Source organism: Aequorivita todarodis (assembly GCF_028561335.1).
GTDB lineage: Bacteria > Bacteroidota > Bacteroidia > Flavobacteriales > Flavobacteriaceae > Aequorivita > Aequorivita todarodis.
In genome coordinates this window covers 61990-75431 of record NZ_JAQQTG010000020.1, presented here as the reverse complement: position 1 = coordinate 75431, position 13442 = coordinate 61990, and the positions used below count along the sequence as shown (strand labels likewise).

The window sequence follows — 13442 nt, the reverse complement described above, 5'->3', positions numbered from 1 at the left end:
AAAGTTGCTATTTTTGCCATTCGAAAAACACTATTGAAGAAAATATCATGAGCGAAACTATTGAAAGAATAAAATGCCTTATCATTGGCTCAGGCCCAGCGGGATACACCGCGGCAATATATGCTGCACGCGCAGATTTAAAACCTGTTCTGTACACCGGAATGGAACCCGGCGGACAATTGACCACAACTACTGAAGTGGATAATTTTCCCGGCTATCCCGAAGGAATTGACGGCCCAACCATGATGGTGCAACTGCAGCAGCAGGCCGAACGTTTCGGAACACAGGTGCGGATCGGGATGGTTACAAATGTTGAGTTTAGTGATGAAGTGGGCGGAATCCATAAAGTTACCGTGGACAATTCCACCAAAATTGAAGCTGAAACCGTAATAATTTCAACAGGAGCAACAGCAAAATACCTGGGCATTCCAAGCGAACAAAAATTGCGCGGTGGCGGGGTTTCTGCCTGCGCGGTCTGCGATGGGTTTTTCTATAAAAATCAGGACGTTGCCATAGTTGGGGCAGGCGATACCGCTGCGGAGGAAGCTACCTATTTGGCGAATATCTGTAGAAAAGTTACCATGCTTGTCCGTAAAGATTATATGAAAGCTTCCAAAGCGATGCAACACAGAGTTAACAACACTAAAAACCTTGAAGTACTTTACAATACTGAAGTGGATGAGGTTTTGGGAGATACTGTAGTTGAAGGTTTGCGAATGGTAAACAACCAAACTGGTAAAAAGGAAGAAATAGCAATTACCGGTCTGTTTATAGCTATTGGGCACAAGCCTAATACTGAAATTTTCAAGGGTCAGTTGGATATGGATGATACAGGTTATATTATTACAAAAGGAAAATCCACCAAAACCAACAAACCGGGCGTTTTTGCCAGTGGCGACGTGCAGGACAAGGAATACCGCCAAGCGGTAACCGCTGCGGGAACCGGTTGTATGGCGGCTTTGGATGCCGAACGTTATTTGGCAACTATAGAAACTGAGGTTACGGCTTAAGTTTTCAAAATATAAACATCAAAAAATGCCGCTTTTACCGCGGCATTTTTGATCTTAGGATTTTTTAAAGTTTACAATTTTGAAAAAGTGAGCAGTTCCGTATCGCCGTTGCCACCGCTTACATCCTTGAGTTCAACTTTTGAATTGCTTACCGAAACAATATCCCAATCGTCATTTATTTCATCAAAAGGAGTTGTTTCACTGAATTGCAAAACCAATTCCTCACCACTATTGGAGCTATTGTCATAAGCCCACGTTCCGGGTTCGGTAAAAAGATCGTTTTTTGCAGCCACGGTTCCATCTTCACTAAATGTAAAAACAAAACTTTCAAAATCGACCGTGTGGTCTGACTGGCCATCGATCAATTTTGTGATCTTCCATTCTCCTTGCGGGAGGGTGGTTTTTATCTGTTCAAATTCATTGGTGTTTGCATCGCCCGAATCATCGTCAGAGCTGCAGGATGCAAATACAACTATTGCTAATACTATTAGGAGTCTTTTCATAATTTTAGTTTTGTTTTAAAGATGGAATTTTAAAAACAAAACCCTCTTAAAATTTTTATAAATGTGAAAAGGCCTAACAATTCTTTTAGAAAATGTTAAGCCTTTTTGGCAATTCAGAGTGTGTTTTAGAAAAAAACGTATCGATAGCATTTACATTTTGTTCACGCTCCCCGAATGGCTTTTATTTGAGTTTACTGACACAGGGTCTCCGTAATAGTTTATATTTCCGCCGCTGCTAACGTGTGTTTCCAGATTGTCCTTTACGTTTACGGTTACTTCCGCACCGCTGGAGGCTTCGGCATTGCAGGTGGCTACGAATAATTCCCTCGCATTAATTTCACTGCCGCTTGAGGCGTCTGCCGTGAAAGAGGAAGCCTTTCCGGAAACCTCCAAATCTGCACCGCTACTGGACTTGGCAGAAAGTTCCTTTGAAAAAACCTCTACTTTTAAATCTGCGCCACTGCTGCTCTTTAATGAAAGTCTTTCACTTTTAATAACGGAATTTCCGGTTACATCCGCTCCGCTGCTTGCTTCAACGTTGGTCAATTCTCTGTAAGTAACATAAACTTTCTTTGCTTTTGAGTGGCCAATATTTTCTGAAGTGGTAACGTGCAGTTTCCCATCTTCCACATCGGTCTCAATATATTGAAGCAGATTTTCATCGGCTTCCACAACTATTTTGTTTTCATCGCCTTGCGTGAGATAAACGTCCAGTCCGGCACTCCCGCGTACTTCCGTGAAATCTTCAGAAACGGTGCGCTCTTCGGTAATAACATTTCCGTTGCCGTTTTCGCCTGTATTAATATTGAAATGACAAGCGCTTAAAAGAAATGCTGCGGCAATGGCCATAATAAATTTTGAAGTTCTCATAATTATGTGTTTTTGGTTATAAATCAATGGTTACTGTTACTGTTTTTCGAGATTTTATAGCATCCTCACTCAAATTTTCAAATCATTTTTTACATCTTCTTCCCAACTTTCATTTTTTATGGGTTTGATGGTATCTTGGATTTTTCCGGAATCTATCATTTCCAAGGAATCAATTTCCTGAACGTTTTCCTCTTTTTCTTTACAGTTCAGACATTCATAATCGTTTTTCAAAATTCTGTAATAGTGCGCGTCATTGTCATAATCGCTCAATTCAGCAAAATTTGAGCTGTAATTGTAGTAGGAATTTACGTTTTCATCTGAAAAGATTACAGTTCCTTCAGGCAGATAAACGGTTATTTCTATTTGCTGGTCCCTATACTTATTTTTGGTGGCCGTGATGAAAAATCCATCCAGCACCAGATTGCTATTTTCAAAAGAATAGTTGTATTCAATGGCTTCCGCGCGTTTTTTTGCCTCAAGCTGGTTGTTGCCCTCGGCAGATTTTTCAATAACAATTTTACCAATGGAATCTTTTGAGGATTTTATATTCAGGATAATATCATTGGAATAAATCACCTTTTTTTCATTGGCATCATATTTCAACTGCAACGCATTGTCACGGCTCACTCGGTAACTGAATTGTTTGTCGGCACGCATCGAAATCTGCAATGTATCTCCCGTTCGCACGGCCAATGCCTGCTCTTCAATATAATTTCCGTCGTATGCTTCTTCGGTAGCTTGTTTGATTCCCAAAATGGTCAACCCAATTATTGATAAAGCCCAAACAACGATTAGTGATATTTTCAAGGTAGGGCTCATGGATTTCAAATTGCTTATCAAAAGTTTCAACCCTAAAACAAACAAGGCGAAAAACGGGATGCCAATGGCAAATAGCCCCAATAGAGCCAATAGCCACATGGGCACATTGGTTACATCTACCATCGCTATTTTTTCGGCTATTTCATTGCTTGCCCAATAATCCATGGAGCCGAAGGTGAAAAACGCCACGACCAGGCCAATAATAGTTGAAAGGGAAACGATGATTATAATGACGCCAATAAACTTCGCGAACACTTTAAAAAGTGCCACGATTAAGTTTCCCAAGCTGTCGAAAAAACCCGAAGCGCCAGTTTTTATTTTATTGCCGTATTTGTCGTAATCCACGTTTTTTACGCGATCGGCAACATTGTCAAAACCTTCCTTGAATTTTCGTTCAATGTTTGAAATGTTGACTGGTTCGCCAGTCATTCGCAACTTTTCCGAAGTTGTAAGCGCTGGCGGAACCAAAATCCACAATAGTATATAGACAACAATTGGAGAGCCGAATCCGGCAACGATCAACAGTATCCATAAAAGACGGATCCAAATTGCGTCGATTCCGAAATAATGGCCCAGACCAGAGGAAACCCCTGAAATATATTTGTTGTCAATGTCTCTAAAAAGTTGCTTGTGTGAAGCATTTGCTCGGGATTTGGTATAGTTTTTTGAGGAAGGCGGTACGTCCTCAAAAATTTCGTCGTCAACTTCATAATCTTCAGGTTGTCCCATCACTGAAATCACTTCGTCAAGATCTTTTAAAGTGACTACCTGTGAAGGGCTTTCAATTTTTTCGGAAAAAAGTTCGCCGATGCGGGCTTCAATGTCCTGCATAATTTCTTCACTACCGTCAGCTCCTTTCAGCGATTTGCGGATGGCGTCCAAGTAGCGCGAAAGTTTCCCGAAGGCATCTTCGTCTATGTGAAAGGAAGTGCCTGCCAAATTTATATTTACTGTCTTGTTCATTGTTTGTTTTTTTCGCTGGTTACTTTGTTCACGGCCTGTTGCAGTTCTGCCCAGGTATCGTTCAATTCGGTTAAAAATAGTTTACCGGTATCGGTAAGTTCGTAATACTTGCGTGGCGGTCCGCTGGTAGATTCTTCCCAACGGTAAGAAAGCAGCCCCGCATTTTTCAGCCTTGTAAGCAGCGGGTAGATGGTGCCTTCCACGACAAGCATTTTTGCGTCCTTTAGAGTTTCAAGAATGTCTGAGGTATATGCCTCGCCGTCTTTTAAAACGGAAAGGATACAGAACTCCAAAACTCCTTTTCGCATCTGTGCTTTTGTGTTTTCGATTTTCATAATTCGTTTTTACTTGTTTTTAATTCTTGTTCGCTATTGATGATGAATGAATAGGGAAGCACACTGGTGGTTTCTTCGCATTGTTGATGAGTCAATGCGCTAACAGTTTCCTGTTCCGTGGGCATACTTACGCCTATAAATTGTAAAATGGCGGCCAATAGGTAACTAACTAATGTGCTCATTTTGAATAGGGTTTTTAAGGTTGGTTTTTATAAATGGAATACAAAGTGGGTAATGATAAAGTTGCCCGCGCGAAGCGTGGATGGACGCATTTATTACGGCATAGAGTTCAAAAACGAACAATGCCAGAAGCAATAAAATGGCCAATCCGAACAATAATATGTATCCTGAAAGATTTTGAATGTTGTTTACTGAAAATTCCCCTGCATTGTTATCAATGGTTTCTATCAATGAAATAAAGTCCGTCGCGAAAATGATAAAGAAGGGGAGACAAATCAATCCAATAAGTATGGTGTAGATTAAAACACTCAGTTGAAAATTGATTGCCTGCTTTCCGTGCTCGTCCACAAAAGCCTTTTCCTTATTGAATGTCCAAATCAATAATGGCGCGATAAAATTCGCGAACGGGAAAAAGTATTTTAAAAAGGTGGATAAGTGAATAAATGCACTTACGTTTTTCTGGTTTTCTGAAATTGTAGTTTCCATTGCTTGTTATTTTCTTATGCAAATATATGTCTAAAAGACAGTAGTATGTTACGCATAGTACTATAATTAACATATTTTTAACAAATAGGAAGTGTAGAATATATTGAATATCTTCGTATAATATTTAAGTCAAAATGAAACTGAGCCCAAGTAAAATCAATACTTTTTTATTGTTTAAATTGCCTTCGGCTTATTTTACGGGCGTACGCGTGAAATCAATTTCAGAAACAACTTGCATAACCACGGTAAAACATCGATGGATAAATCAAAACCCGTTCAAATCCATTTTTTGGGCGGTACAGGGGATGGCTGCAGAGCTCAGTACCGGAGCTATGGTTATGTCGAAAATAAAGGAGAGTAATAAAAACATCTCGATGCTCGTGGCGAATAATAGAGCTACTTTCACTAAAAAAGCTAAGGGCAGAATTTTGTTTACCTGTACCGATGGTGCATTAATAAATGAAGCAATTGATAAAACTATTTCTACGGGGGAAGGTCAAACCATTTGGATGAAATCTGAAGGAAAGGATGCGGCGGGGGATGTCGTTTCTACTTTTGAATTTGAATGGACTTTAAAGGTTAAATAGTGTAAACCTCAATTGTGCAAAGGTTTGCGAAACACAGATAGGTGATTAACAATTTTTTAACAAGCTTAATTGGCTCGCAAACAGAATTTAATTCGAAAAAAATGGTTATATTTAAAACGCATTAAAACAAAATCTTCTGCCTATTGTAAAAATCTACCTACTTAAATTTTTAACTAAACCTCAATTAGCTATGGCAAGAGCAATGTTTGATTACACCAAAGCTGTACTTTCAAAAGTAAGTTTTGACGTCAATTTGTTTTGCAAGGAGTTGAAGAAAGCGTTAACCAGATTACTTCCCTACGAAGTAGAAGAACTAAAAGTCTGGATTGACTCGCTTATCAAGCAGAACCCCCAATTAAATCAATGTCTAATTTATCTAAACCCATAAAAAAATCCCGCCTTTTTCGGCGGGATTTTTTAGTTAATAGTTAATGGGTTATTTAGTTATTTCACTGACCATTGAATACTGACCTCTGAATAAGGGCTACTTTTTAGTCGGACTTATAATTTTCACGTCCTGAAAAGCAATTGCCCCGCGGATTACGCCAGAAATAATATCGTGCAGCGCATTGATAATTTGCATTTTCAACTCACTTTTACTGTAAATCAAGCTCACTTCGCGTGCAGGGGAAGGTTCCTTAAAATATCTTAAATTCTTGGTTTGCGAAGGCAAAATATCCAAGGTATGTAAATAGGGAAGGAGCGTCATGCCCAAACCTTCGTCGGCTAGTTTTAATAACGTTTCAAAACTACCGCTCTCCAATTGAAATTTTTCACTTCTCCCGTTTTTTGAAGCTTTGCAGAGGTTTATAATTCCATCGCGGAAACAATGCCCGTCTTCTAGCAATAATATATCCTCAATGTCAAGGTCATTGGTTTCCAACTTTTCCTTTGAGGCCAAACGGTGATTTTCCGGAATGTAGCCTACAAATGGCTCATAATAAATGGGTCTTTCTTTTATTTTTTCCTGTTCCAGCGGAGTGGCTGCAATGGCGGCATCTAAATAGCCATCGTTAATTTTTGTAATGATTTCGTCTGTGTTCAGTTCTTCAATTTTCAATTGCACCTTTGGATAACGGTTTGAAAAATTCTTCAAAAACATAGGAAGCAATGTTGGCATTACGGTAGGAATGATGCCGAGTTTGAAATTCCCGCCAATAAAGCCTTTTTCCTGGTCCACAACATCTTGCATGCGTTCGGACTCATTGACAATGTTTCGTGCCTGCTCCACAATTTTTTTACCGACGCCCGTAAGTTCAATGGGTTTTTTACTTCGGTCAAAAATCTGGATTTCCAATTCCTCCTCCAGTTTTTGAATCTGCATACTTAGCGTGGGTTGCGTTACAAAAGTTTTTTCGGCAGCTTTTGTGAAATTCTGCTGTTCGGCGACTGCCAAAACGTATTTAAGTTGGGTGATTGTCATTGTAAATTATATTTATGCAAATTTACATATTTAATCAATATAATTTATAGTGAAAATTTAAAGAAGCCCTCTCGCCTTTATTTCCAAATACTTATTGATGGTATTCACCGTAAGGTTTTCCGGCGCGGTAAGAATGGATTGGATGCCGTATTTATGTAGCTCGTTTACGATCAGCTTCTTTTCATAAATAAATTTTTCAGCAATTGTCTTCTCAAAAACTTGATGGGTGGTGGTTGCTTTTTTGTGCATAAAGGATTTCAACTCGGTATTCTCAAAAAAGATAACCACCAAAAGATGGGCTTTGTTGATTGCCTGTAAATACGGCAACTGACGGTGCAAAGCATCCATCGTTTCAAAATTTGTGAAAAGCAAAAGCAGGCTTCGTTGCTTGATATGTCGCTTCACATCAACATACAATCGCGAAAAATCACTTTCCGAGAAATCGGTTTCCACATTGTAAAGTGTTTCCAATATAAGGTGCATTTGCGCACTTCGCCGTTGCGCAATGACACGGTCTTCCACTTTTCGGGAAAACGTGAACATTCCGGCTTTGTCGTGTTTTTTGAGGACTATGTTTGAAATAACAAGTGTAGCATTAATGGCATAATCCAGCAAACTCAGTTGGTTGAAGGGCATTTTCATTACCCTTCCTTTATCGATTACCGAATATACCGGCTGTGATTTTTCATCCTGAAATTGGTTCACCATCAGGCTGTTTCGTTTTGCCGTGGCTTTCCAGTTTATATTCCGCACATCGTCGCCCGACGTGTAATCCTTTATTTGCTCAAACTCCATGGTATGGCCAATTCTTCGGATTTTTTTAAGTCCGAAAAGCTTCAATCTATTGGTAAAAGCGATGAAATCATATTTTTTAAGCTGAAGAAACGAAGGATAATTTGGCACCATCGCTTCCGCGGAAAACTGTTGTTTACGGGCAACCAATCCCAAAACCGTAGAGGAAAAGATATTCAGATTTCCGAAGTGATATTCCCCGCGCTCTGTTGGCCGGACTTGATAGGTAAATTTCTTTTCTTCGGAAGCATTTAAAATAGCTTCGATCTTAAAATCGCGAATCTGCCACTGAATGGGCAATTCGTCAATAATCTTCACGGAAGTTTTAAACTGAAACCTATTTACAACCTTAATTTCGATGGAATTATCATCACCGTTGGAAAGCTTTTCGGGCAGTATTCGCTGTGCCTGAATTCCAGTTTTATTTCGATATAATAGGAAAACATCAAAAACGAAAACTCCCAAAAGCAAATAAAACAAAAGCTTTGCCACGCCAAACAGTTCCTGAAAAAAGTACGAAACCACAAACAGCACCGCAAGCGAGAACAGCACGCTGAAAAATCGTTTTTTTAGGTATAGGCTTTTAAGGAATTTCTTCATTTTTTTTAATTCAAAATTCAAGGTTCAAAATTCAAGATTTAATGAATCCTGAACCTGTCTATCGGCAGGCAGGTTAACAAATCCCGAATCCCTAACGCGGAATTTCAATAGTTTCAATAATCTGTTGCACCACTTTATCTGCCGTTATTCCTTCCATTTCGCGCTCCGGGGTTAGCATAATTCTGTGTCTTAAAACCGAAGGAGCAATTTTTTTAATATCGTCCGGCGTTACAAAATCGCGGCCGTTCATTGCAGCCAATGCTTTGGAAGCATTCATAATCGCCAACGATGCACGTGGAGAGGCACCCAAAAATAGATTTGCGTTGGTTCGTGTATTGTCCACAATTGCGGCAATGTATTTCAGCAAATTGCTTTCAATAATTATTTGTTTAATGGTGTGTTGATATTCCGCAATCTGTTTTGCGTCCAGTACTTGTGTCACGCTGTCTAAAACAAAAGCATCCTTCCGGTGGTGTTCGTTTTCAAGGATGTGGATTTCTTCTTCCAAAGTAGGATAGGGCACATTTATTTTAAAAAGAAAACGGTCCAATTGCGCTTCCGGCAGGGCGTAAGTTCCTTCCTGTTCCACAGGGTTTTGGGTGGCGAAAACCAAAAATGGCGGTTCCATTTTATATTCGATGCCATCCATCGTTACTTGGCGCTCTTCCATAATTTCAAAAAGTGCAGCCTGTGTTTTTGCGGGGGCACGGTTTATTTCGTCAATCAAAACGATGTTTGAGAAAACGGGACCCTGCTTAAATTCAAACTCGCTCGTTTTTACGTTGAAAATTGAAGTTCCCAAAATATCGCTCGGCATCAAATCTGGCGTGAACTGGATTCTGCTGAAATCTACCGCCAACGTCTTTGCCAACAGTTTTGCGGTCAAGGTTTTCGCAACGCCCGGTACGCCTTCAATCAACGAATGGCCGTCGGTAAGTATTGAAATGATTAGCATTTCCAGCATATCGTGTTGGCCAACGATTACCTTTCCGAGTTCGGCTTTTATTTTTTCAACAGCTTCCTGCAGATTTTTTAAATCGATTCGCGCGTTGAATTCCAACGGATTTTCCTGTGTTTCTTCCATAATTTATAGTCTAAATGCTTCTATTTGCTTGTTCAGTTCCAGCAAATCGGCTTCACTGTGGACTGATTTTTCTTTTAAATGTTTTATTAAGTGCATCAATTTCTGGGTCTTTTCCAATGTATTTCCGCTTTTCAGCGCCAGTTTTTTGATGAAATCTTCCGTAATTTCATTTGTGTTCACATAATATTTTGAGCGAAGGGTTTCCATAAAATAGGTGATTTTCTTTGCAATAATATTGCTGTAATCCTTATGCTGAAAATATAGGTCGCCAATGGTTTTGGTGAATTCCACCGAAGTATTTTCCATCGGCTCAATAACTTCCACAATCCGCTGTTCCCTTTTTCCCTTGAAAAGTACAAAAATCAACAATCCGCCAATTAAAACATAATATGCCCAAGTGAGCGGCGCTTGGTCCAAAACAAATCGCATGGGCGAAGTGACCACTTTTCGGCCGGATTTTAAATATTCATCCCAATAAATTTTGTCCGCATCTATGTACGAGAGCACGTTGGCGGCGTATTGCTCGTTGCCTTTTAGCAGATAATAATTTGAAAAAGCTTCGGGCAAGTTGTGCAATAAAAACTGTCCTTTTCCGAAGTTTACTTTCACATAATTCAAATCTCCCAATGCATTATCGGCATTTTCATAATATCCTAATGCGGTGGTATTTAAGGTGTCAATTTCGATAAAGGAAGCTTTAAAAACGCCTTTTTTGAAAGCGGGAAGCGAATCCTGCTTTAGAGAAGGCGAGAAAAATTGAGGGCGAATTTCTTCTTCCAAAATATTGTAATTGGCCGTGGATTCGATGCCGAGGGAATCCCGCAGAATGTAACCAATGCTGCGGGAAGCGATAAACACTGTGTTTCCGTTTTCCACATATTTTAAAATTTCATCGGTCTGTCTTTCATCAAAGAATATTTCGTCATTGATAAAAATATAGGCCGAATTTTGCGCATAGGTGCTGTCCGTCAAAAACTCGTAGGGGTCTTTGGCAATCTTTTCTATTTCGGCATTTTTGAATAGGGAAGGGGCTTCCTCAAATAGCACAAACCCGCCGAACGGAATTTTATCTGCCGAAGTGTAACTGGCGCGCCAATCGATAGGTTTTGGGCGCACGAGCTCCGTAATCACGATGCCCAGCAACGCGATTCCGAAAATCCACAGTACCCTTTTTGAACGTTTATCCAGCATTTTTCAGGTTTTGGTTCAGTCGTTCAAAATCTTTTTCGGCGTTTTCAAAACCGGCCTTATCCAGTGCGTATTCGCCGTACCAAATGTTGTCGTAGAGATAGGAAGTTTTTTTGAAGTTTTCCTTTAAGGTAGTATTCTCAATTTCGCGGTAATAGTCGCTGTTGGTTTTTTCAAAATGCCAATCGATGATGTTGTTCAGCGACAGTAATTTCAATGATTTAAGATACATATAGCGAATCGCCAAGCGGTAATTTTCTTCCTTTAAAGCGTTTTTTATGTAGCTGTCCAAGTCTATATTTTCAATATGTTCCTCTTGAATATTGAGCGGCGCGACCATTTTGCTTTTTCTGCTGAAAAAGGACGAAGCATTATCGCCGACGAGCAATTTCACCAAAATATATATTGCGAAAACGATGAGCAGGCCATAAATAATGAATTTGATGATCTGATACATTTCGGGTGAAAGGTTGATGCCGAAAATTTCCCCGAGCTTTTGGAAAAACCAGGTAATGGCGCGCCCCAAAAAGTTTTCGGCCTCGCCTTCCATGGCATCGTAGTCAAAATCACTTCCGGAATATTTCTCACTTAAATTTTCTGAAAAATGTTTTGGAACAACCTTGGTGCTGTCAATTGAAACCGTGAGACTATCTTTCACGGAAGCTATGGCTGCGAGGGAATTCAAAAGAAAAAATAATATGAAAAGGTATCTATTCACCCGCGCCAATATTTTCAATACGTTCTCGGGTGGCCTCGTTATAGGTTTCCTCGTGCAGGGAATAATAGAGAATTCCGTTTACAAACTGCGAAAGCGATTGGTTAATGGTATAAAGTATTAAAACAAAAGAAAGTGCCAGCGTCCAAATCACATTTGCCACTGGCGAATTGGCAAGGTCAACGCCCGTGTCCAAGGAATGGAAGGCATAGATTCCTATCAAAATTCCGGGAACCATCAAAACGACCATCATTAAAATGCCGAGCAGCATGCCAATCACCAAATTTGAAAGGACGCTTTTCCAAAAGTACTTTCTCAGCAGTTTCCAGCCTTCCCCGAAAGCGTCGGTTACTTCTTTGTTGTCGTTTATCATGGCCATAAACGAAAGGCCCATCCAACTCATGAAGGCCAAAATCATTATGTAATAGGCAATGGTTCCCAAAAGTGGAATAAAAGAGATAATTACGCCAAAAACCACGAGCACAACATACATAAACATCGCCAAAATGACGAAGAGGAAAATTTTTCCGAGATTTTGTTTTACCATTTCCCAAACCTTCTTTTTCTCCACGGCACCGCCTTTATTTTGCTGGTACTGAATCATATAAACCGCGGCGAGGCTATAATTTAGGAGGGCCGTGATCATAAAGAGAACAATAAAACCCACAACCCCCGAAATAAAATAAGCTTCGTAACTGGAAGTATCCGCACCTATTCCAAAAACGGGCGTGTTTACAAATGTACCGATGAAACCAGTAACCAAAAGATAGCTTACGCCCAAAAATCCAAGGATAAAGATTCCGTTATAGCTGATAAAAATGTTTAAAAAAGGCTTGAAATTCTGTTTGAAAAACTCGAAATAGACCGTGATCATTTCGCCTACGTCGCGTTGCTGTTTAAGCGGTATGTGTTTGTGCTGCATGCTTTTTGTTGAGGATGATGGGATAAATAACGTAATAAAAAATAATAAGTGCCAAGGAAGTAAAAATAATGGTCATTGCCAACCAAACGGGCATATTGCTGTAACGGGTTATAAACCCTTCAATAAAACCGGCAATGATGAAAAAGGGAATGGTGCTCACCACGATTTTAAGGCCGTCCTTAGCGCCTTTTAAGAAAGAAACTTTCCGCGAATATGTTTTGGGGAAAAGAATGCTGTTGCCCATCACCATTCCCGCGCAGCCTGCAATAACAATTACCGAAATCTCGATGGTGCCGTGCAGCCAAACGCTTTTTGAAGCTTCAAAGAGCAAATCACGATTATAAAAAAATGTGAAAAAAGCCCCGAGCATTACCCCGTTGCTGAAGAGCAAATAGGCGGTTCCCAAAGAAGTGATCACCCCAAAAGCATACGCCAAAAACGCCACACGGATGTTGTTGATGGTAATGCCCAAAAAAGTGCCGATCTCGCTGCCGCTTTTGTAAATGGCGGTCGGGTCGCCTTTGTCAATATTGTTCAATGTTTCGTTTACGTAACCGTCGCCGAGAATCAATCGAACGAATGAATCGTCGTTCAAGGCTGAAATGGCGCCAATTGCCGTAGCGGTGGCAAAGATTAAAAACGAAAAGAGCAACATACGCTGATGCTGCCGGAAAAACAGCGGAAACTCGTATTTCCAAAAACTTACAATGCGGTTTTTGGTTTCTTTTTTATTCTTATAAATCTTTTGGTGCGCCTGCGAAGCCAACGAATTTAAATACTGAAGCGCCTTGCTGTCAGGGTAATAGGTCTGCGCATAGGCAAGGTCGTTGGTAAGTTGGATGTAATGGTCGGCAAGCTGGTCTGGACTTATTTTTGAATTAAGTGTGATTGCCTTTTCAAAAGCAATCCATTTTTCCTTATTTTGCTTGACGAATGCCGCTTCGCGCATCTTCTGAAATTTTCGA

Annotated in this window: 16 protein-coding genes; 3 read left to right on the top strand and 13 right to left on the bottom strand. The window is 40.0% G+C overall.

Features of this window, described 5'->3' with window-relative positions:
• Window positions 1-47: 47 nt before the first annotated feature.
• Window positions 48-1010, top strand: a complete 963-nt coding sequence (trxB, locus tag POV26_RS09555; RefSeq protein WP_272856252.1) for a thioredoxin-disulfide reductase — start codon at window positions 48-50, stop codon at window positions 1008-1010.
• Between the two features lie 71 nt (window positions 1011-1081).
• On the opposite strand, the gene POV26_RS09550 is transcribed toward trxB, so the two are convergent.
• From POV26_RS09550 to POV26_RS09525, 6 genes are all read right to left on the bottom strand, one after another.
• A complete protein-coding gene (locus POV26_RS09550) occupies window positions 1082-1513 on the bottom strand; it encodes a hypothetical protein (protein WP_272856251.1) in 432 nt (143 codons plus the stop codon).
• Between the two features lie 150 nt (window positions 1514-1663).
• A complete protein-coding gene (locus POV26_RS09545) occupies window positions 1664-2383 on the bottom strand; it encodes a head GIN domain-containing protein (protein ID WP_272856250.1) in 720 nt (239 codons plus the stop codon).
• A 69-nt stretch (window positions 2384-2452) separates the two neighbouring features.
• On the bottom strand, window positions 2453-4165 hold the full coding sequence (locus POV26_RS09540; protein ID WP_272856249.1) for a PspC domain-containing protein: 1713 nt from the start codon (window positions 4163-4165) through the stop codon (window positions 2453-2455).
• On the bottom strand, window positions 4162-4500 hold the full coding sequence (locus tag POV26_RS09535; RefSeq protein ID WP_062619092.1) for a PadR family transcriptional regulator: 339 nt from the start codon (window positions 4498-4500) through the stop codon (window positions 4162-4164). The genes POV26_RS09540 and POV26_RS09535 overlap by 4 nt, the downstream gene beginning before the upstream one ends.
• On the bottom strand, window positions 4497-4682 hold the full coding sequence (locus tag POV26_RS09530; RefSeq protein ID WP_062619091.1) for a hypothetical protein: 186 nt from the start codon (window positions 4680-4682) through the stop codon (window positions 4497-4499). Before POV26_RS09530 ends, POV26_RS09535 begins: the two co-directional genes overlap by 4 nt.
• Window positions 4666-5166: a DUF4870 domain-containing protein gene (locus tag POV26_RS09525; RefSeq protein WP_062619090.1), complete on the bottom strand. Its 501-nt coding sequence runs from the start codon at window positions 5164-5166 to the stop codon at window positions 4666-4668. Before POV26_RS09525 ends, POV26_RS09530 begins: the two co-directional genes overlap by 17 nt.
• Window positions 5167-5300: 134 nt before the next feature.
• On the opposite strand from POV26_RS09525, the gene POV26_RS09520 reads away from it, so the two are divergent.
• Both POV26_RS09520 and POV26_RS09515 read left to right on the top strand, forming a co-directional pair.
• Window positions 5301-5753, top strand: coding sequence for a DUF4442 domain-containing protein (locus POV26_RS09520; protein WP_272856248.1), 453 nt, complete (start codon window positions 5301-5303; stop codon window positions 5751-5753).
• Between the two features lie 190 nt (window positions 5754-5943).
• On the top strand, window positions 5944-6141 hold the full coding sequence (locus POV26_RS09515) for a hypothetical protein (protein ID WP_045079953.1): 198 nt from the start codon (window positions 5944-5946) through the stop codon (window positions 6139-6141).
• Window positions 6142-6237: 96 nt separating this feature from the next.
• Here the strand turns inward: POV26_RS09515 and POV26_RS09510 are convergent, their stop codons facing one another.
• The 7 genes from POV26_RS09510 to POV26_RS09480 all read right to left on the bottom strand — a co-directional run bounded on the left by POV26_RS09510 (window position 6238) and on the right by POV26_RS09480 (window position 13426).
• Entirely contained in the window at window positions 6238-7176 is a 939-nt protein-coding gene (locus tag POV26_RS09510) for a hydrogen peroxide-inducible genes activator (RefSeq protein ID WP_272856247.1), read from the bottom strand.
• A gap of 57 nt (window positions 7177-7233) precedes the next feature.
• The gene (locus POV26_RS09505) at window positions 7234-8568 is read right to left on the bottom strand and encodes a DUF58 domain-containing protein (protein ID WP_272856246.1); all 1335 of its coding nucleotides are present in this window, start codon (window positions 8566-8568) and stop codon (window positions 7234-7236) included.
• A 91-nt stretch (window positions 8569-8659) separates the two neighbouring features.
• Window positions 8660-9652 (bottom strand): AAA family ATPase, encoded by a 993-nt coding sequence (locus tag POV26_RS09500; RefSeq protein WP_272856245.1) that lies wholly within the window; start codon window positions 9650-9652, stop codon window positions 8660-8662.
• 3 nt (window positions 9653-9655) lie between these two features.
• A complete protein-coding gene (locus POV26_RS09495) occupies window positions 9656-10843 on the bottom strand; it encodes a DUF4350 domain-containing protein (RefSeq protein ID WP_272856244.1) in 1188 nt (395 codons plus the stop codon).
• Complete coding sequence (locus POV26_RS09490; protein WP_272856243.1) at window positions 10833-11525, bottom strand: hypothetical protein; 693 nt, start codon at window positions 11523-11525, stop codon at window positions 10833-10835. The genes POV26_RS09495 and POV26_RS09490 overlap by 11 nt, the downstream gene beginning before the upstream one ends.
• A 25-nt stretch (window positions 11526-11550) precedes the next feature.
• Window positions 11551-12477 carry a hypothetical protein gene (locus POV26_RS09485; protein ID WP_272856242.1) on the bottom strand — a complete coding sequence of 309 codons (927 nt, stop codon included), beginning with the start codon at window positions 12475-12477 and terminating at the stop codon, window positions 11551-11553.
• A complete protein-coding gene (locus tag POV26_RS09480) occupies window positions 12452-13426 on the bottom strand; it encodes a stage II sporulation protein M (protein WP_272856241.1) in 975 nt (324 codons plus the stop codon). The genes POV26_RS09485 and POV26_RS09480 overlap by 26 nt, the downstream gene beginning before the upstream one ends.
• Window positions 13427-13442 lie beyond the last annotated feature (16 nt).